Genomic DNA, 23,251 nt, shown 5'->3' on the forward strand with positions numbered 1-23,251 from the left:
CATGAGTGATGTAAGCATTGATATCAAGGAACTGTCGCTGTCCTTCGGGGCGACCGAGGTTCTGAAAAAGATGGACCTTGCGGTGGGCAAGGGCGAGTTTCTGGTGCTGCTTGGCCCGTCGGGTTGCGGCAAGTCGACCCTGCTGAACTGCATTGCCGGGCTGCTCGATGCCACGGCGGGGCAGATCTGGATCAACGATCAGAACGTCACATGGGCCGAACCCAAGGACCGTGGCATCGGCATGGTGTTCCAGTCTTACGCGCTCTATCCGCAAATGTCGGTGCGCGGCAATCTCAGCTTCGGGCTTAAAAACCAGAAAATGCCCAAGGCGGAGATTGATCAGCGCGTGGCGCGCGCGGCGGAAATTCTGCAGATCGAACCCTTGCTCAACCGCAAACCGGCCGCCCTGTCCGGGGGTCAGCGCCAGCGCGTTGCCATTGGCCGCGCCCTTGTGCGCGATGTCGATGTGTTCCTGTTCGACGAGCCGCTGTCAAACCTCGACGCCAAGCTGCGTTCCGAGCTGCGGGTGGAACTGAAACGCCTGCATAACCGCCTGAAAAACACGATGGTCTATGTCACCCATGACCAGATCGAGGCGCTGACCCTGGCCGACCGCATTGCCGTCATGCGCGGCGGCATCATCCAGCAGCTCGACAGCCCGCACACCATTTTCAACAAGCCCGCCAACCTGTTTGTGGCCGGGTTCATCGGCAGCCCCGCCATGAACATGCTGAATGGCGTGCTTTCGGGCGAAAGCTTCAAATTCGGCGCGCAAACCGTCTCGCTGGCTGGCTATAACGCCAATGAGGGCCTGCGCGATGGCAAGGCCATTCTGGGCGTGCGCCCCGAGCATACCAAAATTCACGCCGAGGCGGGCGAAGGCCGGCTCAGGGCCACGGTCGATATCGACGAGCCGATGGGCTCCGACAGCCTGATCTGGCTGTCCTGTGAGGGGCAAACGGTTTCGGTGCGCGCCGGTGCGGAAGAGAATTATGCAATCGGATCAGAGGTTTATCTAAGCTTTGACGCGTCGCGCGCCTCGGTCTTTGATATTGCTTCCGAGAAGCGGATGTAGAGCAAAAACATGCTGGAGCTTTCAGGACAATGGGCCTTGCAGCAAGCGGGCGGCACGGTCGCGGCCCCCATGCGCCTGCCGGGCGATGCCATTTCGGCGCTGATGGATGCAGGCCACCTGCCCGACCCCTATGCAGGCCTGAACGAGTATGACTGCCGTTGGGTGGGTGAAAGCGATTGGGTGCTGTCGCGCAGCTTTACCCATGATGGCAGTGCATCCGCGCTGGAAATCTCCGAGCTGGATTGCGTGGCCGAGATCTGGCTGAACGGCCGGCAGGTTCTGGCCGCCGATAACCAGCACCGCCGCTATCGGGCCGATGTGTCGGCAGCACTTGTTGCGGGCGAGAACCATATCGAAATCCGCTTTGCTTCAAACGCGCGGGTGGCAGCGGAACGGGCCGCCGCCCAGCCCTGGCCGGTGCCCTTTTCCAAAGACAATAACCCCATTGCGCATGGCAATATGCTGCGCAAGGTCCATTGCGATTTTGGCTGGGATTGGGGCATCGCGCTCGCGCCCTTCGGCGTTTACGGCGACATCCGCCTTGTGCCGCTTGAGCAGGTGGCGCTGCGCGATGTGCTTGTCGTGCAGCACCATAGCGCGGGCCGCGTTGTGCTTGAAATTTCGCTGCTGCTCAACCAGCCCGCCAGCAATGTGGCCTGTAGCGCCAGCATCTGCGGGCAGGCGGCGCAGGCGAGCGCGCAAAATGGCCGGGCCGAGTTGCAAATCACCATTGAAAACCCCACGCTCTGGTGGCCTGCCGGTGCCGGCAATGCGGTGCTGCACGCGCTTGACATTCAGGTCGGTGACACCACGGCCAGCCGCCGGATCGGCCTTCGCGATCTGCGCCTGATCACAAAAGCCGACGCTGCTGGCACCGGCTTCAAGTTCAACATCAACGGGCGTGATATTTTTGCCAAGGGCGCCAACTGGATTCCCGCCGATGCGCTGCCCAGCCGCATCGAGCCAGCCGCCGTGCGCGCGCAGCTGCAATCGGCGCGCGATGCCAATATGAACATGATCCGCGTCTGGGGCGGTGGCCGGTATGAGCGTGACTGGTTTTACGACCTGTGCGACGAGCTTGGCCTCATGGTCTGGCAGGATTTCATGTTCGCCTGCCACCTTTACCCCGCCGACCCCGCCTTTCTGGCCGGGATCGACGCCGAGGTGCGCGACGTGGTTGCCCGCATTTCCCACCATGCCTGCCTGGCGCTCTGGTGCGGCGATAACGAGGTGATCGGCGCGCTCACCTGGTATGAGGAGGCGCGTAAAAACCGCGACCGCTACCTCGTCGCCTATGACCGGCTGAACCGCACGATTGAAACCGCTTTGCGCGAGACCCTGCCAAGCGCGGCCTGGTGGCCCTCCAGCCCCTCGGCAGGGGTTATGGACTTTTCCGATGGCTGGCATGATGACGGCGCGGGCGATATGCATTTCTGGTCGGTCTGGCACGAGGGCAAGGATTTCGAGCATTACCGCACCGTCCGCCCGCGCTTTGCGTCCGAGTTCGGCTTTCAGGCCTTCCCCAGCCTTGAAGTCATCCGCCAGTTCGCGCTGGGCGATGACATGAATGTCAACACGCCCGTGATGGAAAGCCATCAGAAAAACGCAGGCGGCAATACCCGCATTGCCGAAACCATGCTGCGCTATTTCCGCTACCCGGCGGGGTTTGAAAACTTCGTTTATCTGTCGCAACTCCAGCAGGCGCTGGCCATCAAGACCGCTGTTGAATACTGGCGCTGCCAGATGCCGCATTGCATGGGCACGCTGTTCTGGCAGCTCAACGATGTCTGGCCCTGTGTGAGCTGGTCCAGCCTCAACTACGGCGGCGCGTGGAAGCTGCTGCATTATTTTGCCAAGCTGTTTTATGCCCCGGTTGCTGTTCATGCCGTGCCAAAGGGCGTGGTCATTCAACTGATCGCTGTGAACGACACCGCCGCCGATATGGCGCTGGAGGTTCAGGGTTTTACCGCCGATATGGCCGGTGCAACCCGCCCCAAAGGCCAGCAATCTGCGGTTATTGCGGCGGGCCAAACCGGCGTGATGCTGGAAATTCCCTTGGCGCAAATCCCCACAGGCGCCATCCTCGCCTTTACCTGGAAAGCAAATGGCCAGACGGGCGGCGATATTTTCAGCCCCGTCCCGTTCAAACGGCTCGCGCTGCAAAACCCGCAGCTAGGCCTTGCCTTCACGGCCAGGGGCGACATGGTCGAAATCACCCTGACCGCCGCCGCACTCGCGCTTTTCGTCACGCTCGAATGCCCGGCACCGGGCCGCTTCAGCCAGAACGGCTTTGCGCTTTTCCCCGGCCATCCGGCCACCATCACCTTCACCCCTGAAAATGGCGATGCCGCCACCGCCGCGCGCCAGATAACCAGCCGCAACCTATGGGCCAGTTCGCATGAAGCGTAGTGAAATCAACACCATATTGCTGGAAAGCGACAGGTTCATCCGCAGCTTCGGCTTCGTGCTGCCGCCCTTCGCCTATTGGTCACCCGATGAGATGAAATCCCGCATCGCCAGCGATTCCGCGCGCATCCGCGATATGCGCATGGGCTGGGATATTACCGATTACGGGCAGGGCAATTTCCCCGATCTTGGCCTGTTCCTGTTCACGCTGCGCAACGGTTCCGCCAGCAATGTGGCGGCGGGCAGGGGTGTGCTTTACGCCGAAAAGATCATGATCAGCCGGCAAAACCAGATCTCGCCCATGCACCGGCATAATGATAAGACCGAAGACATTATCAACCGTGGCGGGGCGACGCTGGCCATCGAGCTTTTCGCCGCCAGTGCGGATGGCAGTATAGATGATGAAGCCGAGGTGCGGGTGCTGTGCGATGGTCGCCTGCGCACCGTCGCGCCCGGTGGCATTCTGGCGCTTGCCCCCGGCGAAAGCGTCACCCTTCTGCCGCATCATTGGCACGCCTTCTGGGGCGAGGGGGGCGATGTGCTGATCGGCGAAGTCTCCAATGTGAACGACGATCTGAACGACAATATCTTCCGCGACAAGATCGGCCGCTTTGCGGATGTGGATGAGGATACCGCCCCCGTGCATCTGCTTGTTGCCGATTATGACAGTTATCTTTGAACCCGATATGAAAGGCCCACCAATGGCACAGCTATCCTACCAGCTTTATTCCTCCCGCAAATTCGGCCCGCTGGCCCAGACGCTCGAAATGCTGGGCAGCCTTGGCTATGCCAATGTCGAGGCCTATGGCTCGCTTCTGGCCGATGACAGCACCCGCGCCTTGCTTGGCCAGGGGTTGCGCGCCCACGGGCTTTCCATGCCAAGCGCGCATATGGGCCTTGCGGAGTTGGAGGCTGATGGCGCCGCCATTGCCGCCATCGCCAAGGAACTTGGCATCAAAACCGTCTACTGCCCGCATATCATGCCCGATGAACGCCCGGCCGATGCCGCTGGCTGGCACGCCTTTGGGGCGCGGCTGGAAGCGGCAGGCGCGCCCATTCGTGCCGCCGGCATCGGTTTTGGCTGGCATAACCATGACTTTGAATTCAAAGCCTTGCCCGATGGCAGTATGCCCATCGAACATCTTCTGGCCGGCGGCCCGAGCTTGTCGTTGGAGCTTGACGTGGCCTGGGTGGTGCGCGCCGGGGCCGACCCGCTGGCGTGGATTGCAAAATACGCCGACCGCATTACCGCCGCCCATATCAAAGACATCGCCCCGGCGGGCGAGAAGGCCGATGAAGACGGCTGGGCCGATGTCGGCACCGGCGTGATGGATTGGCCCGCCTTGGCCAAGGCGTTGCAGGCGACCAAGGCCAGCCTATGGGTTATGGAACACGACAATCCCAGCGATGATGCGCGCTTTGCCGCCGCCTCGCTGAGCGCAGCACAGACATTCTGAAGGAAAAATCATGAGCGATCTCGGCATAGGCATTATCGGCTGCGGCAATATTTCAACCTCGTATCTGCGGCTTGCCCCGCTGTTCAAGGGGATCGAAATGCGCGCCGTGGCCGATCTGAACATGGATGCGGCCACGGCCCGCGCCAAGGAATATGGCCTGCGGGCGGAAACGGTTGCAGGGCTGTTGGCGGCGGATGATATCGACATCATCGTCAACCTCACCATTCCGGATGCGCATTTTGCGGTAACAAAATCCATCGTTTCGGCGGGCAAACACGCCTATTCCGAAAAGCCACTGGTGCTAACGGTGGATGAAGGCAAGGAGCTTGAGGCCTTGGCGAAATCCAAGGGCGTGCAGGTGGGTTGTGCGCCCGATACTTTCCTTGGCGGCGCGCATCAGCAGGTGCGGCAATTGGTCGATGATGGCGCCATCGGGCGCGTCACCTCGGGCAGTTGCCACGTCATGTCGCCCGGCATGGAAATGTGGCACCCGAACCCCGACTTTTTCTTCCTGCCCGGCGGCGGCCCGATCCTCGATCTTGGCCCCTATTACATCGCCGCGCTGATAAATCTGATCGGCCCGATCAGGCGCGTGGGCGCACTCACATCATCCGCACAGGCCGAGCGGACCATTACCAGCCAGCCCCGCGCGGGCGAGAAGATTCCGGTCAAAACCCCCACCACGATCAACGCGCTGCTGGAATTTGAAAGCGGGGCGAATATCACGCTTTCGGCAAGCTGGGATGTTCATGCCCATCAGCATTCCAATATCGAGATCTACGGCACCGAAGGCTCGCTCTTCGTGCCCGACCCGAACTTCTTTGGCGGCGACATCAAGCTGGCGGGCAAGGATGGCAAGATCAACCCCGTCACCGCCTGGGCACATCCATTCGGCATTCCCAACCAGGACCAGGGCCGCGCCAATTACCGCACGGCGGGGCTGGCCGATATGGCAATGGCCATCCACGAGGGCCGCGATGCGCGCTGTGCAATGGCGCGCGCGCTGCACGGGGTCGATGCGATGGTGTCAATCCTGAAATCGGGCGAAACCGGGCAGTTTGTAACGCTGTCCACAAGCTGCACCCGCCCCGAAGCCCTTGACGCAGACGCAGCGGCGGCACTTCTGCGCTAAGCGTTGCGCCGCCCCTAGTTTGCAGTGGCGGCTTGCGGCTCGACAGGCACCGGGGCGTGGGCCGCCTGAACCTTGCCTATGGCGAGGCGGTCGACCTGCTGATCAGCATCGCTGTGGCCGAGCAGATGAACTCGCCGCTGTTTCTGGCCGGGCTTGGCGCGGTGCGGCGGCAGTTGGTCGCGTCCTTCTCGCCGGAAAAGTGGCGCAAGGTGGAGCGGCTGAAATCGCGCATTGTGATAGGCGTGACCTCGTCAACCCATGTGCAGGCGGGCGCGGTTGCACCGCCAAGGCGGGTTGTGCAGGCGCTGCATCAGGCGTTTCTTGCCCAGGACGTGTTGCAGATACGTTATAGGCGCGAAGATGGCGCAACATCCGAGCGGCAGATCGAGCCGCATTACCTCTATCTGCACGATCCGGTCTGGTATGTTGTGGCCTATGACCATCTGCGCCAATGCCCCAGAACCTTCCGATGTGACCGGATGCTTGCGGCCCGATCAACCGGAGAACGGTTCAATCTGCAAAACCGCGCGGTGTTTGCGGCGTCACTCGTGAATGACGCGCAATAACCCATGTCGGTGGCGGCGCGGCAAGGTTGCGCCTGTGGCAACCTGGCACCCGCGCCGCTATCAGGCCTGGGTCCAATCCAGCACGACCTTGCCGCTGGAGCCTTCGCGCATCGTTTCAAACCCGGTCTGGAAGTCGTCCACCGCAAAACGGTGCGTGATGACCTTGCGCACATCCAGCCCGTTTTGCAGCATGGCGATCATCTTATACCAGGTTTCAAAGATCTCGCGGCCGTAAACACCCTTGATGGTGATGGCCTTGAAAACGATCCGGCTCCAATCCACCGGCGATTTGCCGGGGGGTATGCCGAGCATGGCAATGCGCCCGCCCATTGTCATCGTGTCAACCATCTGGTCGAGCGCGCGCTGGTTGCCCGACATTTCCAAACCCACATCGAAGCCTTGCGTCATTTTCAGGCGCGGGATGACGGCGGCAAGCTCGTCGGTGGCCACATTCACCGGCAGCACATCGGCCACCTTGCCGGCCAGATCGAGCCGCGCCTGGTTGATATCGGTAATCACCACATTGCGCGCCCCGGCATGGCGCGCCACGGCGGCGGCCATAATGCCGATGGGGCCGGCGCCGGTCACAAGCACATCCTCGCCGATCAGATCAAAGCTGAGGGCCGTATGCACGGCATTGCCGAGCGGGTCCAAGATAGCACCGATCTCATCGTCAATTTCATCGGGCAGGGGGACGGTGTTGAAGGCGGGCAGGCGCAGAAATTGCGCGAATGCGCCCTGCTCGTTCACCCCGATGCCGCGTGTGGCCGGGTCCAGATGGAACTTGCCCGCCCGGCTTTGGCGCGACTTCTTGCCAATCAGATGCCCCTCGCCGGAACAGCGCTGGCCGAGCGAAAGCTCGGTCACATTGCGGCCAAGCTCGACGATCTCACCGGCAAATTCATGGCCCGTGATCAGCCCCACAGGCACGGTGCCCGCCGCCCATTCATCCCAGTTCCAGATATGGATATCGGTGCCGCAAATGCCGGTCTTGTTGATCTTGATCAGCACATCATCGGGGCCGATTTCCGGCACGGGCGCGGTTTTCATCCATAGCCCGACCTCGGGTTTGGTCTTGGCCAGCGCCTTCATTTCATTGCTCATTTCAGCACTCCTGTGGCTTTGCCCGCCGCTTTGAACGCATCAAGCGCGAAGTTCAGATCATCGCGCGTGAGCTTGGCATTCATCTGCGTGCGAATGCGCGCGGCACCTTTTGGGACAACCGGAAAGAAGAAGCCCGCCACATAGACCCCGCGCTGGAACAGATCGGCCGCCATTGCCTGCGCAAGTTTCGCATCGCCCAGCATGACGGGGATGATCGGATGCGCGCCGTCCAGCAAACCGAAGCCGGCATCGGCCAGCCCGGCGCGCCAATAGGCGGCGTTTTCAAACAGTTGCGCGCGCAGATCGTCGCCCGCTTCCACCAGATCGAGCGCCGCTAGCCCGGCGGCGACAATCGCGGGCGGCAGCGCGTTGGAAAACAGATAGGGCCGCGCGCGCTGGCGCAAAAGGTCGATCAGGGGTTGTGGCCCGGCGATATAGCCGCCAAGCGCGCCGCCAAGCGCCTTGCCCAAGGTGCCGGTCATCACATCGGCCTGAACGCCGAAATGGGCGGGCGTGCCGCGCCCCTGCGGGCCCATGAAGCCGGTGGCATGGCAATCATCCACCATCAAGAGCGCGCCGAATTCATCGGCCAGCGCGCGAATCTCGGGCAGTCTGGCAAGGTAGCCATCCATCGAGAACACCCCGTCGGTGGCGATCATGATGAACCGCGCACCGTCGGCCCTGGCCGCCTCCAACTGGGTGCGCAAATCCGCCATATCGGAATTGGCAAAGCGGTAGCGCCTGGCCTTGCACAGCCGGATCCCGTCGATGATCGAGGCATGGTTGAGACTGTCGGAAATCACCGCATCCTCGGTCCCCAGCAGCGGTTCGAACAGCCCGCCATTGGCATCGAAACAGGCGGCGAACAGGATGGAATCGTCATGGCCGAGGAAGCGTGCGAGCCGCGCCTCCAACTGGCGGTGCAGATCCTGCGTGCCGCAGATGAAGCGCACCGAGGCCATGCCGTAACCCAGATCATCCATCGCGCCCTTGGCGGCGGCAATCAGCGCCGGATGGTCGGCAAGGCCAAGGTAGTTATTGGCGCAAAGGTTGACCACGCGCTCATGCGTAACGCCTTCATGGTTTACCGAAATCCGCCCGGCCTGCGCTGAGGTGATCATCCGCTCGCTCTTCATCAGCCCGTCGGCATCAATCTGCGCAAGGGTTTGGGTGATGTGGTTCAGGAATGGGCTGGGCGCGGGGTTGGGCACGGGGTTGGGCACGGGGGGCGCTCCTGTTGCATTGTCAGGGTTTGCGCCAGCCTATGCCGCAAGCCGCGCCATGTAAATTGCGGCAAAACCATCGGTGGCGGCGCGGCAAGGCTGCGCGGGTTGCCCCGTTGCGCCCGCGCCGCCCGCAGATGTTGCGCTAAGCCAGACGCGCGTGGCGGTTCACGTCTTTATACAGCAAATACCGGAACGGGCCGGGGCCGGCGGCATAGCAGGCCTGCGGGCAGAAGGCGCGCAGCCACATGAAATCGCCGGCCTCGACCTCCACCCAATCCTGGTTGAGCTTGTAAACGGCCTTGCCCTCCAGCACGTAAAGCCCGTGTTCCATGACATGGGTTTCCTCGAAGGGAATGACCCCGCCGGGCTGGAAGGTGACAATGTTCACATGCATATCGTGGCGCAGATCGTCGGGTTCCACAAACCGCGTTGTGGCCCAAACGCCGTTTGTGTCGGGCATGGGGGAAGGGGCGATGGCACTGTCCGAGGTTACGAAAGCCGGCGGGGCTTCCACCCCCGGCGCCGCCTCGTAGCGTTTGCGCAGCCAGTGAAAGCTGGCGGGCAGGGCGCCGCGGTTATGCGCGGCCCATGTAGCACCCGCCGGAATATAGGCGTAACCACCCGCCGCAAGCACATGCGCCTGACCCTCAAGCGTAAGCGCAAGCTCGCCCCTGGTCACGAACAGCACGCCCTGCACGCCTGCCTCCGGTTCTGGCCTGTCCGACCCGCCACCCGGTGCAACCTCCATCACATACTGGCTGAAACTCTCCGAAAACCCCGACATCGGGCGCGCGATGATCCACGCCTTTGTGCCCGCCCAGCCGGGCAGGTAGCTGGTGACGATATCGGAAAACACCCCGCGCGGAATGAAGGCATAGGCGTCGGTAAACACCGCGCGCCCGGTCATCAGCGCGGTTTGCGGCGGCAGGCCGCCCGGCGGGGCAAAGTAATCGCTCATGGTAAAATATCCTTCAGGCGAAATTCGGCAATGCGCTCGACCTGCCTGCACGCGGTGGCAAGCTCCTGGTCTGTGTCATTGGCGATGCGGGCTTCAAATGCGGCCAGAATTTCCGGCTTGGTATAATCGCGCACGGCAATGATGAAGGGAAAGCCGTGCTTGGCCATATAAGCGGCGTTGAGCGACTGGAAGGCGCTGCGCTCGGCCTCGGTCAGCGCATCAAGCCCGGCGCTGGCCTGCTCATTGGTTGATTCAGCCGTCAGCGCCTTGGCGGCGGCCAGCTTGCCCGCAAGGTCGGGATGGGCTTGCAGCACAGCCAGCCGTTCAGCATCGCTGGCGCTGCGAAAAGCGCGGCACAGAGCGTTATGCACCCCGGCGGCGCAATCATGCGCCGGCCCAAGGTCCAGCGCATGGGCGCGTTCGGCCACCCAGGGCGAATGCTCGAAAATACTGCCGAATTTCGCCACAAAACGCGCCGCATCCATCTGGCTGGGGCGCTCGCGGCGGGCGGGCGGGTGCGCCTTTGCCCAATGCGCGGCAATATCGGCGCGGCGCGCAAACCACACGCCCTCATGCGCCTGTGCATGGTCCAAGAACCGCATCAGCCCGGCAATCTTGCCTGGCCGCCCGATCAGGCGGCAATGCAGCCCGATGGACAGCATTTTCGGTGCGCCCGCCGCGCCTTCGGCATAAAGCACATCGAAAGCATCGCGCAGATACTGGTAAAACTGCTCGCCGGTACTATAGCCCGGCGCGGTGGCAAAGCGCATGTCATTGGCTTCCAGCGTATAGGGGATGATGAGCTGATCGCGCGCGCCGATCTCCGCCCAATAGGGCAGATCATCGTCATAAGTGTCCGAGATATAGTCCATCGCGCCGCTCTCAGCCACCAGCCGCACGGTATTGGCCGAACAGCGCCCGGTATACCAGCCGCGCGGCGGGGTGCCGACAACCTCGGTATGCAGGCGAATGGCCTCGGCAATCGCGGCGCGCTCCTCGGCCTCGGGCATGTCTTTGTGTTCAACCCATTTCAGCCCGTGGCTGGCAATTTCCCAATCCGCCGCCTTCATTGCCGCCACCTGTTCGGGGCTGCGGGCAAGGGCCGTGGCCACCCCGTAAATGGTAATGGGAATGTCGCGCCCGGTGAACAGCCGGTGCAGCCGCCAGAACCCGGCGCGCGCGCCATATTCGTAAATCGATTCCATGTTCCAGTGCCGCTGGCCCGCCCATTGCGCCGCCCCCGGAATATCCGACAGGAACGCCTCAGACGCCGCATCGCCGTGGAGGATGCAATTCTCGCCGCCCTCTTCATAATTCAGCACAATCTGCACGGCGATTCTTGCATCATTGGGCCAATTTGCCCTGGGCGGGTTCGGCCCGTGGCCGCGCATATCGCGGGGGTAGCGGTTCATGCCTGTCTCCTTTTGGGCCAGTATCGGCCTTCACCTTGTGATAGCATTACGAAAGAGGATTGATTATCAAGATTGCATTGAAAGAAAAAGTTGAATTCGTTGATTTTGTTTGAAACGAAAGCCTGACAAAGTGGCGCCGAACAAGCGAGGGAGAGCGCGATGTATGACTATGCGATCATGTGGGAATGGGGGGCGTTTGCCATCCGCTGGCTGCATGTCATCACCGCAATCGCCTGGATAGGCAGCTCGTTTTACTTCATCGCGCTCGATCTGGGGCTGCGCAAGGCGCCGGATTTGCCCGAAGGGGCGCATGGCGAGGAATGGCAGGTGCATGGCGGTGGCTTCTACCATATCCGCAAATATCTTGTTGCCCCTGCGGCAATGCCCGAGCATCTGACCTGGTTCAAATGGGAAAGCTATGCGACATGGCTTTCAGGTTTCGCCCTGCTGGCCGTGGTCTATTATGCGGGGGCAGATCTGTATCTGGTCGATGCGAATGTCTGGGATGTTTCGCCCTTCATCGGCATCCTCACCTCTATCGCCAGCATCATCGGCGCGTGGCTTGTGTATGATCTGCTGTGCAAATCGCCGCTCAAGGCCAATGCCACCGCGCTGATGGTGCTGCTTTTCGCGCTGCTGGTCGGGCTGGCCTGGTTTTATACGCAAATCTTCACGGGCCGCGCGGCTTTCCTGCATCTGGGGGCCATAACTGCCACCATCATGTCGGCCAATGTGTTCATGGTCATCATTCCGAACCAGAAGATCGTGGTCGCCGACCTGAAGGCCGGGCGCGTGCCCGATGCGAAATACGGCAAAATCGCCAAGCTGCGCAGCACGCATAACAACTATCTCACCCTGCCGGTGCTGTTTTTGATGCTCTCCAACCACTACCCGCTGGCCTTTGCCACGCAGTATAACTGGATCATCGCCAGCCTTGTGTTCCTTATCGGCGTGACCATCCGCCACTATTTCAACTCGGTCCATGCGCGCAAGGGCAAGCCGAACTGGACATGGGCGCTGGCGGCGATCCTGTTCATCATCATCGCCTGGCTGTCGACCGTGCCGGCCGTGCTTGGCGGGGATGAACGCGCGGCCCTGCCTGAACGCGCCCAGCGCATGGTTGCCGCCGCCGGGTTTGAAGATGTCAGCGACATCGTGCTTGGCCGCTGTTCCATGTGCCATTCCGCAACCCCCGCCTGGGAAGGGATGCTGTGGCCCCCCAAGGGCGTGATGCTGGAAACCGAAGCGCAAATCGCGCTGCGTGCGCGCGAGATTTACCTGCAGGCCGGGCGCAGCCACGCCATGCCACCCGCGAATATCACCTATATGAGCGATGAGGAGCGCCAGCAGATTGTTGCCTGGTTTGAAGGTATTTCAAATGGCGGCTGAAACCCTGCTGCGCGGCCGTGTGCTGCGCTTTGTGTCCGAACCCAAGGCGCCGGATGATCACGGCAGCTACCTGTTCGATGAAGATGGCGGCGTGCTGATCAAGGATGGCAAGGTCAAGGCTTGCGGCGCTTTCGCAAGCCTGCGCGTAACCGCCCCCGATGCCACGCTCATCGACCACCGCCCGCACCTGATCCTGCCCGGTTTCATCGACACGCATCTGCATTTCGTGCAGATGCAGGTCATCGCCAGTTGGGGTGCGCAACTGCTCGACTGGCTCAACAACTACACATTTCCGGCGGAAACCGAATTTGCCGACCCGGCGCATGGCGCGCGCATCGCCGATGCGTTTTTCGATGAGATGCTGCGCCACGGCACCACCACGCCGGTGGCCTATTGCTCCTCTCATCCGCAATCTGCCGAGGCGTATTTCACCGCCGCCGCTGCCCGCAACATGCGCGTGATCGGCGGCAAGGTCATGATGGACCGCAACGCGCCGCCTGCCTTGTGCGACACCGCGCAGCGCGGGCATGACGAGACCGAGGCGCTTGTCGCCAGATGGCACGGCAAGGGCCGGGCCGAGGTGGCGATAACCCCGCGCTTCGCCATCACCTCGACCCCCGAACAGCTTGAAGCCGCAGGCGCGCTTGCCCGCGCCCACCCCACATGCCCCGTGCAAACGCACCTGAGCGAAAACCATGACGAGATTTCCTCAACCCTTGGCCTATACCCCAAGGCGAAAGACTATCTCGACATCTACCACAGCTACGGGTTGCTCGGCCCGCGCAGCCTGATGGGCCATTCCATCCACCTGTCGCCGCGCGAAATGGGCGTGATGGCCGAAACCGGCGCGGTGGCGGTGTTCTGCCCTACCTCGAACCTGTTCCTCGGCTCGGGCCTTTATAACGAGGCGGGCCTGGCCGAAGCCGGCGTGCGCCGCGCCATCGCCACCGATATCGGCGGCGGCACGAATTACTCGATGCTGCGCACGCTCGATGAAGGCTACAAGGTGCTGGCGCTGCGCGGCCAGAAACTGACGGCGCTCAAGGCCTTCTACTGGATCACCCTTGGAAATGCCCGCGCGCTGGGACTGGAAGATAAAATCGGCACGCTGGCACCGGGCTCCGAAGCCGACATCACCGTGCTGAACCCCGCCGCCACCCCCGCCATGGCCCTGCGCCACGCGCGCGTGGAAACACTGGCCGAAGAGCTATTCCTGCTGCAAGTGCTGGGCGATGATCGGGCGGTGGTGGAGACATATGCGGCGGGCGTGGCGCGTAAGCCGGGGTAGGGTGCGCCTCAAACCTGATGACTAACTACTGAATCTAGCCCGTCTTTTGACTTTCAACATATGCGCAGAGAAAACAACACGCGTTTATTCTGTAGTTGTGAACGGTGTGCCGGTCTTGATGTGGTCCCGCTCGAAACTGATCACCGCTTCCGCGATGTATCGACGGCCTTTCATGCCCGCTCCGTCTCACCAAGGCGGCGCGGCGACATGGCGCTAACTGCGGCTATGCGCCCGCGCCGCGCTGCACCGTTGCGCTAATCCCAAAGCGCCGGCAGCTTCAGCCCGCAGGCCGCTGTAATCCTCCCATTTGTCACCAAATCCGCCGCCAGTTCCAACTCCGGCGCAAGGTAGCGGTCCTCGGCCAAGGGCGGGATGTGTTTGCCAAGTTCACCCAGCACGCCCGCCAGCGCGGGGCTGGTGGTAAGCGGGGCGCGAAAGCCGATGCCTTGGGCGGCGCAGAGCAGTTCCACCCCCAGAATCCGGTTCAGGTTTTCGGCCATCGGCAGCAGGCGGCGCGCGCCGTGGGCGGCCATCGACACATGGTCTTCCTGGTTGGCCGAGGTCGGTGTGCTGTCGGTCACACAGGGGTTGGCGCGGTGCTTGTTCTCGCTCATCAGCGCGGCGGTGGTGACTTCGGCAATCATGAAGCCCGAATTCAGCCCCGGATTGGGGGTCAGGAAGGGGGGCAAATCGTGGCTCAGCGTCGGGTCGACCATCAGCGCCACGCGGCGCTGGGCGATGGCGCCGATCTCGGCCATTGCGAGCGCGATCATATCGGCGGCAAAGCCCACGGGTTCGGCATGGAAGTTGCCGCCCGACACAATCAGCCCCGCCTCGACCAGCACGAGCGGGTTGTCGGTGGCGGCATTGGCTTCAATTTCCAGCGTGGCGGCGGCCTGGCGCAGCACATCCATCGCAGCACCGGTCACCTGCGGTTGGCAGCGGATGCAATAGGGGTCTTGCACGCGGGTATCGCCCTCGCGGTGGCTTTCGCGGATCTCGCTGCCCGCCAGCAAGTCGCGCAAAGCATCGGCCGCCTCGATCTGCCCGCGATGGCCGCGCAGCGCGTGGATTTCGGGCTGGAGCGGCGCGGTGGAGCCCATGATCGCATCGGTTGACAGCGCCGAGGTGACCAGCGCCGCCTGCGCCGCCCGCCATGCCGCAAACAGCCCGACAAGCGCCGTGGCGGTGGAAAACTGCGTGCCGTTGATAAGCGCAAGCCCTTCCTTGGGGCCAAGCACCACAGGCTCCAGCCCCGCCTTGGCCAGCGCTATGCCACCGGGCATCGTCTCGCCCTTATAGCGCGCCTCACCCTCGCCAATCATCACCGCCGCCATATGCGCAAGCGGGGCAAGGTCGCCCGAAGCGCCCACGCTGCCCTGCGCGGGGATGACGGGGGTCACACCCTTGGCCAACATATTCTCCAACTGCTCGACAATCACCCAGCGCACGCCCGACGCCCCGCGCCCGAGCGAAAGCAGCTTGAGCGCCATCATCAGCCGCGCGTGCCGGTCGGGTATCGCCTCGCCCACACCGCAGCAATGCGACAGGATGAGGTTGCGCTGCAGCGTCTCGGTATCTTCGGGTTCGATCTTCAGGCTGGCGAGCTTTCCAAAGCCGGTATTCACCCCGTAAACCGGCGCATTGCCCGCAGCGGCCCGCGCGATCATATCGGCGGCATGGTCCACGGCGGCACGGCAGGCGGGGTTCAGCCGGGCGGCGGCATTGCTGTCAAAAATTGCGGCAAGCGCGCCAAGGCTGGTGGCGCCGGGGGTAAGCATATGGCTGGGCATGGCTGGTCCTTCATCGCGGGGATTTGCCGGAAACCTACGCCTTGGCGATTATTATGTCTATACATTATATTGCGGATGTGAGGCGGATGACGAGCGCCGCAAATCCGGAAGGCAGGGTGACGGGCGCGCCGTGCAGCAAGGCGGTGCCGTGGGTGGTGAGCTTGCCGAACGGCTGCGGGCCAAGCGCGAAAATCGCGACCGGGCCGGGGCCGGGGGTGACGGTGCCGCCGGTTTGCAAGGTAACTTCGGCCTGCCAAAGCTGCGGATTGTAGATGAGGTTGAGGTCGCGGACCGCGCCGTTCAGCAGGCGGCCCTGCACGGGCATTTCGCCGGAGAAGGCGACGGGCTGGCGGGGCAGGGCGGTGAGGGTTTCGTGCGGCGTTTCAAGGGCAATGCCCGCGCCTTCGATGACCGTTAGGATGCGAAACAGGCCCGGAAAGGGCGAAAACGGGCCGTTTTGTGCCACTTCCGCCATGCTGAGGCGCCATGTATAGGGGGCGGCGTCGGTGAATATCTCATGCGTGACCCCGCCGCCGTTGCGCCAGGGCATCGCGGTGTAGTCCTGTGGGGGGATGATCTGCATTGCCAGCCCTTCTCAGCCTGCTATCATCAGACATAATAGGGATATGTCTGCCATTAAGGGAAGGGTGCATATGGGTGCCGCGCGGGTGCAGTTTCGTGATGTGAAGGCCGAAATACTGCGCCGGATTCGCGCGGGCGAATGGGCGCCGGGCGCGCTTTTGCCGGGTGAGGTTGAACTGGCGGCGGAATTTGGCTGCGCGCGCGCCACGGTCAACCGGGCGCTGCGCGAATTGGCCGAAGATGGCGTGATCGACCGGCGGCGCAAGGCGGGCACGCGGGTGAAGCTGGTGCGCGCACGCCACGCAAAATTCACCATTCCGCTGGTGCGCGCCGAGGTCGAGGCGACCGGCGCCGCCTATCGTTATACGCTGATCACCCGCGACATCTGCCCGCCGCCCGACTGGCTTGCCGCCCAGCTTGGCCTGAAAGCGCGCGCGCGGATGCTGCATGTCACCTGTATGCATTACGCCAATAACGCGCCTTTCCAGTATGAGGATCGCTGGATCAACATTGCCGCCGTGCCGGGGGTGGAGGCGGCAGAGCTTGAACAGATCAGCCCGAATGAATGGCTGGTTGATGCCGTGCCCTTTACCGATGTCGACCTCAGCTTTTCGGCCATTGCCGCCAGCGAGACGCTGGCGCGCTATCTGCATTGCCAGCCCGCAACGCCGCTGTTTCAGGCCGAACGCACGACTTGGCTAGACGGGATGCCCGTTACCCATGCGGTGCTGAGCTTTGCGCCCGGCTACCGGATGACAACGCGCTATTGACCTTGCGCATTTGTGCTGGTGGGCTGCACCATTGCCGCAATCCATTCATCCAGAAAGGCGGCGCGTTTCATCTGGTCGAGATAGACCAGCAAACCGGCCCCCATCGGAATGGGCCGGAACGAGGGCGATTCGGCCAGGGTTGCCCCGTCGATTGGCGGCAGGCCCGTATGGGTGCGGATGGCCGCACGCCCGCTGGGGCTGAGCAGGAACTCGATGAACCGGCCGCCAAGCGCCGGGTTTTCCGCGGTTGCGGGGATGAGCGCGGTGCGCAGCATCACATGCGTATAATCGCCCATGTAAATGACCGAGCCTTCCTCGGAGGGGCGCGCATCGGCATAAGAGCCGATGACGTTATAGGCAACCAGAAGCGCGCCGCTGTCGATGCCGTTGATCATGTCGGAGGTGCAGCAGAACAGCTGCGGCCTGAGGCTGCCCATGACTTCGGCCAAACGCCAATAGGCATCGGACTGGCGGGCATCCTGCGTGGCGAACAGATAGCCAAGCCCGCTGTTGCGCAGATCATAGGTGCCAACGCGGCCCGTGAACAGCTCCGGATTGTCGCGCAGCAGCGCGATCAGGTCCTGGCGGGTTTTGGGCACGGGCAAATCGCCAAGCCCGGCGCGCGAAATCAGCACCACGGCGGGTTCCTGGGTGAAGGCAAACAGCCGGTCAGCCCAGCGCGCCCAATCGGGCAGGGCGGCCGTGGCGGCGCTGGAATAGGTTTGTGCCAGACCGTCATTTGCAAGCTTGGTCTGCAAATCCATCGCCGAGGACAGGGCAAGGTCGAAGGCCGCCCCTTCGGTTGCGATGGCCATGTAAACCGCCGCCGAACTGGCAACGGTATAGTCAACCGCCACATCGGGGTTTTCCTGCTGAAAGGCCTGCACGAGCGGCGCGAACAGGTCAAGATCGCCCGTCGAGATGATGCGCAGCACGGGGCTGTCTGGCCCGGCGGCAAACAGGCGCTGGTTTTCAACCTCGTAGCCGCGGGCCCCCAGCCCTAATGTGGCAAGGATGATGGCAAGAACAGCTTGGCGCATACGCCCCCCTTGGATTGTTGTTCCAGCGCGAAAGCCCCGCCATGACTGCGCGCCACTTCGTGAATGATGGTCAGGCCAAGGCCGGAGCCGACCACATCGGCGACATTATTGCCGCGTTTGAAGCGCGATGCGAGGGTTTCGGGGCTGACCCCGGCCAGCCCGCGCCCGTCATCGCATATGGCCAGGCAGTGCCGGCCGGCTTCGGTGGTCAGCGTGAGTGTGACCGAGCTGTCGGCGGGCGAGTATTTGATGGCGTTGTCCAGCATGTTGCGAATGGCGCTTTCAATCAGCAATCGATCGCCCAAAACAAAGGCGGGGCCGTATTTTGTGGGCAGTTTCAGGGTTACATCCTTGATATCGGCGCTGGGGGTAAGCGCGCGCAGAGCATGGCCAAGCATGTCATGCAGATCGACCTGGGCAAGCTCCATATGATCGGAACGGAAGTTGACCATTGCATGATCAAGCAACTGGCCCGCCGAGCGGCCGCTTTCTTCGGCGGCACGAATGACCGCGCGCAGCGCGCGGCGGCTGTCATCGGACTGAGCCAGGCGCAGGGCGATTTCCGCTTGCGTGCGCAGCGTGGCCAGGGGTGTGCGCACATGATGCGCGGCCTCGACGATAAAGGTTTCGGTGCGGTCGAGTGCTGCGCGCAGCCGCGCCATGAATTCATTGAGCGCGGCGCTGAGCGGGGCAAGTTCGCGCGGCACGGGCTGGCGCAGGGGCGAAAGATCGGCCGGGCCACGGCGGCGCACGGCTTCGGCCACGCGGCGCACCGGGGCAAGGGCGCGTTCGGTTGCAACCCAGTTCAAAAGGCCCGCGACAATGAAAAACCCGATGCCAAGCCCGGCGGCAAGATTGGCCACGCGCGAGGCAATGCCCGCAAGCCCGTTGCGGGTTTGTGCAACGATCACGGTAATTTCAACCGGCCTGTCAACCACGGTGACAACGCGCCTTAGCGCCACGGCGCGCAACGTGACGCCGCGAAACGCGATGGTATAGTAAACCGGGCGCAGCAGGCTTGGGGCGGTTTCGGGCAGGGGCAGGTCGTTATAGCCGGTCAGCGTGCCGTCGCGGGTTTCAATGCGGTAGAACACACGTTCGGCATTGACGGCCCCAAGCATGGAAAAGGCGGAATAAGGGATGTCGACCACCAACTGCCCGTCGCGCGACCCAAGCTCTTCGGCGATTGTGGCCGCCGAGGCGCCGAGAATATTGTCTTGCGTGGCTTCGGCGGCCTGGTTGGCCACGGTGCGCACCCCGAAATAGATAAGCGCCGACAGCACGGCGGCAACCCCCAGAAGCTGGATCAGCAACCGGCGGCGCAGCGATTGTGTGGCGCGCCGGCTCATTGCGCTGTCAGCCTGTAGCCAACGCCGCGCAGGGTTTCGATGCGCACCTTGCTGCCTTCGAGCTTGCGGCGCAGACGCCCGACATAGACCTCGATGGCATTTTCCGAAGCGTCTTCGGTGAAGGAAAACAGCCGGTCGGAGAGGTGGGATTTGGAGAATACCCGTTCCGGGGACGAGATGAGAATTTCGAGCAGGCGCAGTTCGCGGTTGCGCAATTCACGCGGGATGCCGCCCACGGTCAGCGTGGCGGCGAGTATGTCGAATTCGACATCGGCAAAGCTGCGGATATTGCTGGCTGAACCGCCCCTTCGGCGCAAGACGGCGCGGCAGCGGGCCTCCAGCTCGGCAAAATCGAACGGTTTGGTGATGTAATCATCGGCGCCGATGTCCAGCATATGCACCCGGTCCGAGACCGAGCTGCGCGCCGTCATCACAATGACAGGGGTTTCGCGCAAGGCGGCGCGCTGGCGGGCCAGAAAGCTGCGCCCATCGCCATCGGGCAGCATGATATCGAGCAAAATCAAGTCGTAGCCGGCAATGGCAAGGCAGTCTTCGGCATCGGCCAGGCTGGCGGCAATGTCGATGGCATGACCATCCAGCGCCAGCCGCTCGGCAACCGATTGCGCCAATGTGGCACTGTCTTCAACCAGCAAGAATCGCATGTTGCGCCTTTTTACGGTGAACCCGGTATCGTGACAGGTTCGTGTCAGCTTTGCCTTCCACCATGCACATCGCACGGGCTGCGGCAAGCCGCGCCCGACGCTTAACCGGGAGGAACCTATGAAACTCAAGAAAATGAAACTTTTTGCAACCGGCACGGCCTTTGCCATGCTGTTTGGCGGTGCGGCCAGCGCCGCCGAGTGTATTGCCCCCGCCAATGCCGGCGGCGGCTGGGATTTCACCTGCCGCCAGATCGGCAAGATCATGTATGATATCGGCGTGGTCGATGCGCCCATTCAGGTAACGAACATGGCCGGTGCCGGTGGCGGCCTGGCCTATAGCAACGTTGTGAACGAGCGCAACGAAGACGAGGAACTGATTGTCGCCGCCTCGTCGGCCACCAGCACGCGGCTTGCACAAAACGCCTTTGGCGGCATGACATCGGACCAGGTGCGCTTTCTGGGCGCGATTGGCGCCGACCCCGGCGTGATCGTTGTGGCGGCTGATTCGCCCTATGAAACGCTGGCAGACCTTGTGAACGCCATTATCGCCGATCCGGGTTCGGTGACCTTTGCGGGCGGTTCGGCCGCTGGCGGCTTTGACCACCTGAAACCGCTGATGATCTTGCAGCGCGCCGGGTTCACCGATGTGCGTTCGATCAAGTATATCGGCGTTGACGGCGGCGCCGATGCGATTACCCAGACCATTGGCGGCTTTACCCAGGCCATGACCGGCGACATGTCGGAAATCGTGGGCTTTATCCGTGCAGGCGAAGTGCGCGCCCTTGCGGTGCTGACCGAAGAACGTGTGCCGGGTTTTGAAGACATTCCCACCGCACGCGAGCAGGGCTATGACGTTGTGGCCGTAAACTGGCGCGGGCTGTATGTGCCCGGCGGCATTTCCGATGAAGCCTATGAGCGTTGGGCCGAGCGCCTGCGCGCCGTGGCGGAATCGGCTGAATGGCAGGAAACGATGGCCGCGAACGGCCTGGCCCCCTTCACCAAGGTGGGTGGCGATTTCCAGGCCTGGGTTGATGGCGTGATCGCCGAAACCGAAGCCCTGTCGCGCGAAATTGGTGTGATCCAATGATGAAAAGCGACCGGATACTCGGTCTGGTCGCGATTGTTGTGGCGCTGGCATTCTTTGCCAGCGCCCTGCAAATCCAGACCAGCTTTCTTGCAGACCCGCTTGGGTCCAAACCCTTTCCGATTGCAATTTCGGTGGTGACGTTGATGTGCGGGCTGGTCATGGTTTTCAGGCCGGAGCCAGACCCGGAATGGCCGAGTTTGCGCACATTCGGCGCGCTGGCCATCGCACTGGTTGTGCTGGTGGGCTATGCCTATAGCCTCAAACCCTTTGGCTTCATCCTGCCAACGGTTATCGCCTCGGCGGTGCTGTCCTACCAGATCAGCCCAAGGCCGCTGCCAGCGGTGCTGACCGGACTCGGCCTGGGGGGCGGGCTGTATGTGATTTTCAAATATGTGCTGAAACTTGGCCTGGTCGGATGGCCGCCAACATTGTTCGGCTAGGGGCAAAACATGGACCTACTTTCAAACCTTTCGCTGGGGTTCAGCATTGCGCTTAGCCCCGAAACGCTGATCCTTGCCATAATCGGCTGCTTTGTCGGCACGATCATCGGCGCGCTGCCGGGGCTTGGGCCGGCCAATGGCGTGGCCATCCTCATTCCGCTGGTCTTCACCATGAAGCTCGACGCAACCTCGTCGCTGGTGCTGCTGACATCGGTCTATTACGGGGCCATGTATGGCGGGCGCATTTCCTCGATCCTGCTGAACATTCCGGGCGATGAGCCTGCGCTGATGACCACGCTTGATGGTTATCCGATGGCCAAACAGGGCCGGGCGGGCGATGCGCTTGTGCTGTCGGGTGTTGCCTCGTTTGTGGGTGGCTTGCTCGCCACGATCGGGCTGATGCTGCTGGCACCCTTGCTGGCGCGGGTTGCCTATTTCTTTGGCCCGGCGGAATATTTCGCGCTGTATCTGCTGGCCTTTTGCACCCTGGGTGGCGTGGCCAGCAAGAACCAGGCCAAGGCCGCGCTTGCCGCGATGATCGGGCTTGGCATTTCCATGATCGGGCTGGACAATACTTCGGGGATGCCGCGCTTTACCGGGGGCAATATGGAGCTTGCCGATGGCGTGGATTTCCTTGTGGCCATTGTCGGCCTGTTTGCCATTGCCGAAGTGTTCTTCTTCATCGAAAGCCACGGGAAAAATACGGCAATCGGCGTGAAGCTGGACAAGATCACAATTCCGGTGCGCGATATCATCAACAGTTTCTGGGTGATGATCCGCTCGTCTTTCGTCGGGTTTTTTGCGGGTGTCCTGCCGGGGGCGGGCGCATCGCTTGGCAGTTTTCTGGCCTATTCAAGCGAAAAGGCCTTTGCCGGCAAATCGGGCAAGTTTGGCGAGGGGGATCCGCGTGGCGTTGCCGCGCCCGAGGCGGGCAACAATGCCGCTGCGGGCGGTGCGCTGGTGCCGATGCTCACGCTGGGTGTGCCGGGCTCGGGCACCACGGCGGTGCTGCTGGCGCTGCTGATGACGCTGAACATTACCCCCGGCCCGCTGCTGTTTGCCGAGCGGCCCGAAGTGGTCTGGGGGCTGATCGCCAGCCTGCTGATCGCCAATTTCGTGCTGCTCATCATGAACGTGCCGCTGGTGAAAATCTTCGTCAAGGTGCTGTCGGTGCCTGCATGGGTGCTGTTGCCGGGGGTCACGATGATCTCCTTCGTCGGCATCTATTCGCTGTCGGGCAGCTATTTCGACCTGGTGCTGATGGTGGCATTCGGGGCGATGGGCTACTTCCTGCGCAAGCTCGATGTGCCCACGGTGCCGATCATCCTGGGCATTCTGCTGGGCAACAACATGGAAGACAGCCTGCGCCGCGCGATGGTCATTTCCGATGGCGAATGGACCTATATGTTCAGCTCGAACATCTCGATCGTGCTTTGGGTTGCGGCAATTGGTGGTTTTGTGGCGCCGCTCTTCCTGCGCCGCTTCATCCGCAAACCGGAGCTGATAACAGACTGA

At 62.5% G+C, this 23,251-nt stretch carries 21 protein-coding genes; 12 read left to right on the top strand and 9 right to left on the bottom strand.

All coding sequences use genetic code 11. The annotated features are described in order from the left end of the window. The first annotated feature begins 1 nt into the window (after position 1). From LGT41_RS08165 to LGT41_RS08190, 6 genes are read left to right on the top strand one after another with little or no spacing between them, the layout of a single operon-like run. Complete coding sequence (locus tag LGT41_RS08165) at positions 2-1,075, top strand: ABC transporter ATP-binding protein (RefSeq protein WP_274126366.1); 1,074 nt, start codon at positions 2-4, stop codon at positions 1,073-1,075. Between the two features lie 9 nt (positions 1,076-1,084). Next, positions 1,085-3,484, top strand: a complete 2,400-nt coding sequence (locus LGT41_RS08170) for a beta-mannosidase (protein WP_274126367.1) — start codon at positions 1,085-1,087, stop codon at positions 3,482-3,484. Beyond that, complete coding sequence (locus tag LGT41_RS08175) at positions 3,474-4,160, top strand: D-lyxose/D-mannose family sugar isomerase (protein WP_274126368.1); 687 nt, start codon at positions 3,474-3,476, stop codon at positions 4,158-4,160. The genes LGT41_RS08170 and LGT41_RS08175 overlap by 11 nt, the downstream gene beginning before the upstream one ends. A 22-nt stretch (positions 4,161-4,182) precedes the next feature. Next, positions 4,183-4,938: a sugar phosphate isomerase/epimerase family protein gene (locus LGT41_RS08180; protein WP_274126369.1), complete on the top strand. Its 756-nt coding sequence runs from the start codon at positions 4,183-4,185 to the stop codon at positions 4,936-4,938. Between the two features lie 10 nt (positions 4,939-4,948). Continuing rightward, positions 4,949-6,070: a Gfo/Idh/MocA family protein gene (locus LGT41_RS08185; RefSeq protein WP_274126370.1), complete on the top strand. Its 1,122-nt coding sequence runs from the start codon at positions 4,949-4,951 to the stop codon at positions 6,068-6,070. A gap of 56 nt (positions 6,071-6,126) precedes the next feature. After that, positions 6,127-6,636, top strand: a complete 510-nt coding sequence (locus tag LGT41_RS08190) for a helix-turn-helix transcriptional regulator (protein ID WP_274126372.1) — start codon at positions 6,127-6,129, stop codon at positions 6,634-6,636. A gap of 60 nt (positions 6,637-6,696) precedes the next feature. Here the strand turns inward: LGT41_RS08190 and tdh are convergent, their stop codons facing one another. From tdh to puuE, 4 genes are all read right to left on the bottom strand, one after another. Beyond that, positions 6,697-7,740 (bottom strand): L-threonine 3-dehydrogenase, encoded by a 1,044-nt coding sequence (gene tdh / locus LGT41_RS08195; RefSeq protein ID WP_274126374.1) that lies wholly within the window; start codon positions 7,738-7,740, stop codon positions 6,697-6,699. Next, complete coding sequence (locus tag LGT41_RS08200) at positions 7,737-8,951, bottom strand: glycine C-acetyltransferase (RefSeq protein WP_274129693.1); 1,215 nt, start codon at positions 8,949-8,951, stop codon at positions 7,737-7,739. The genes tdh and LGT41_RS08200 overlap by 4 nt, the downstream gene beginning before the upstream one ends. Positions 8,952-9,108: 157 nt before the next feature. Beyond that, the gene (locus LGT41_RS08205) at positions 9,109-9,924 is read right to left on the bottom strand and encodes a bifunctional allantoicase/(S)-ureidoglycine aminohydrolase (RefSeq protein WP_274126376.1); all 816 of its coding nucleotides are present in this window, start codon (positions 9,922-9,924) and stop codon (positions 9,109-9,111) included. After that, entirely contained in the window at positions 9,921-11,336 is a 1,416-nt protein-coding gene (gene puuE, locus LGT41_RS08210) for an allantoinase PuuE (protein ID WP_274126378.1), read from the bottom strand. The genes LGT41_RS08205 and puuE overlap by 4 nt, the downstream gene beginning before the upstream one ends. 159 nt (positions 11,337-11,495) lie before the next feature. On the opposite strand from puuE, the gene LGT41_RS08215 reads away from it, so the two are divergent. Together LGT41_RS08215 and guaD are read left to right on the top strand one after the other, a co-directional pair. Then, positions 11,496-12,725, top strand: a complete 1,230-nt coding sequence (locus LGT41_RS08215) for a urate hydroxylase PuuD (RefSeq protein ID WP_274126380.1) — start codon at positions 11,496-11,498, stop codon at positions 12,723-12,725. Further along, positions 12,715-14,013, top strand: a complete 1,299-nt coding sequence (guaD, locus tag LGT41_RS08220) for a guanine deaminase (protein WP_274126382.1) — start codon at positions 12,715-12,717, stop codon at positions 14,011-14,013. The genes LGT41_RS08215 and guaD overlap by 11 nt, the downstream gene beginning before the upstream one ends. A 254-nt stretch (positions 14,014-14,267) precedes the next feature. Here the strand turns inward: guaD and hutH are convergent, their stop codons facing one another. Beyond that, positions 14,268-15,806 carry a histidine ammonia-lyase gene (gene hutH, locus LGT41_RS08225; protein ID WP_274126383.1) on the bottom strand — a complete coding sequence of 513 codons (1,539 nt, stop codon included), beginning with the start codon at positions 15,804-15,806 and terminating at the stop codon, positions 14,268-14,270. Between the two features lie 64 nt (positions 15,807-15,870). Then, a complete protein-coding gene (locus tag LGT41_RS08230) occupies positions 15,871-16,389 on the bottom strand; it encodes a HutD/Ves family protein (RefSeq protein ID WP_274126384.1) in 519 nt (172 codons plus the stop codon). 43 nt (positions 16,390-16,432) lie between these two features. Between LGT41_RS08230 and LGT41_RS08235 the strand changes: the two genes are divergently transcribed. Beyond that, a complete protein-coding gene (locus LGT41_RS08235; protein WP_274126386.1) occupies positions 16,433-17,158 on the top strand; it encodes a UTRA domain-containing protein in 726 nt (241 codons plus the stop codon). On the opposite strand, the gene LGT41_RS08240 is transcribed toward LGT41_RS08235, so the two are convergent. The 3 genes from LGT41_RS08240 to LGT41_RS08250 are packed head-to-tail and all read right to left on the bottom strand — an operon-like array spanning position 17,152 to position 20,209. Beyond that, entirely contained in the window at positions 17,152-18,198 is a 1,047-nt protein-coding gene (locus LGT41_RS08240) for an ABC transporter substrate-binding protein (RefSeq protein ID WP_274126387.1), read from the bottom strand. The two genes, LGT41_RS08235 and LGT41_RS08240, sit on opposite strands and share 7 nt — an antisense overlap. After that, positions 18,159-19,547, bottom strand: coding sequence for a sensor histidine kinase (locus LGT41_RS08245; protein WP_274126389.1), 1,389 nt, complete (start codon positions 19,545-19,547; stop codon positions 18,159-18,161). The genes LGT41_RS08240 and LGT41_RS08245 overlap by 40 nt, the downstream gene beginning before the upstream one ends. Beyond that, positions 19,544-20,209: a response regulator transcription factor gene (locus LGT41_RS08250; protein WP_274126391.1), complete on the bottom strand. Its 666-nt coding sequence runs from the start codon at positions 20,207-20,209 to the stop codon at positions 19,544-19,546. The genes LGT41_RS08245 and LGT41_RS08250 overlap by 4 nt, the downstream gene beginning before the upstream one ends. Before the next feature lie 118 nt (positions 20,210-20,327). Here LGT41_RS08250 and LGT41_RS08255 point away from each other — a divergent pair, with 118 nt between their 5' ends. From LGT41_RS08255 to LGT41_RS08265, 3 genes are read left to right on the top strand one after another with little or no spacing between them, the layout of a single operon-like run. Beyond that, complete coding sequence (locus tag LGT41_RS08255) at positions 20,328-21,296, top strand: Bug family tripartite tricarboxylate transporter substrate binding protein (protein WP_274126393.1); 969 nt, start codon at positions 20,328-20,330, stop codon at positions 21,294-21,296. Continuing rightward, positions 21,293-21,736, top strand: a complete 444-nt coding sequence (locus LGT41_RS08260) for a tripartite tricarboxylate transporter TctB family protein (RefSeq protein WP_274126395.1) — start codon at positions 21,293-21,295, stop codon at positions 21,734-21,736. The genes LGT41_RS08255 and LGT41_RS08260 overlap by 4 nt, the downstream gene beginning before the upstream one ends. 9 nt (positions 21,737-21,745) lie before the next feature. Then, positions 21,746-23,251: a tripartite tricarboxylate transporter permease gene (locus tag LGT41_RS08265; protein ID WP_274126396.1), complete on the top strand. Its 1,506-nt coding sequence runs from the start codon at positions 21,746-21,748 to the stop codon at positions 23,249-23,251.

The sequence above is a fragment of the Abyssibius alkaniclasticus genome, from assembly GCF_020447305.1.
In the GTDB taxonomy this organism is placed as follows: Bacteria; Pseudomonadota; Alphaproteobacteria; order Rhodobacterales; family Rhodobacteraceae; genus Abyssibius; species Abyssibius alkaniclasticus.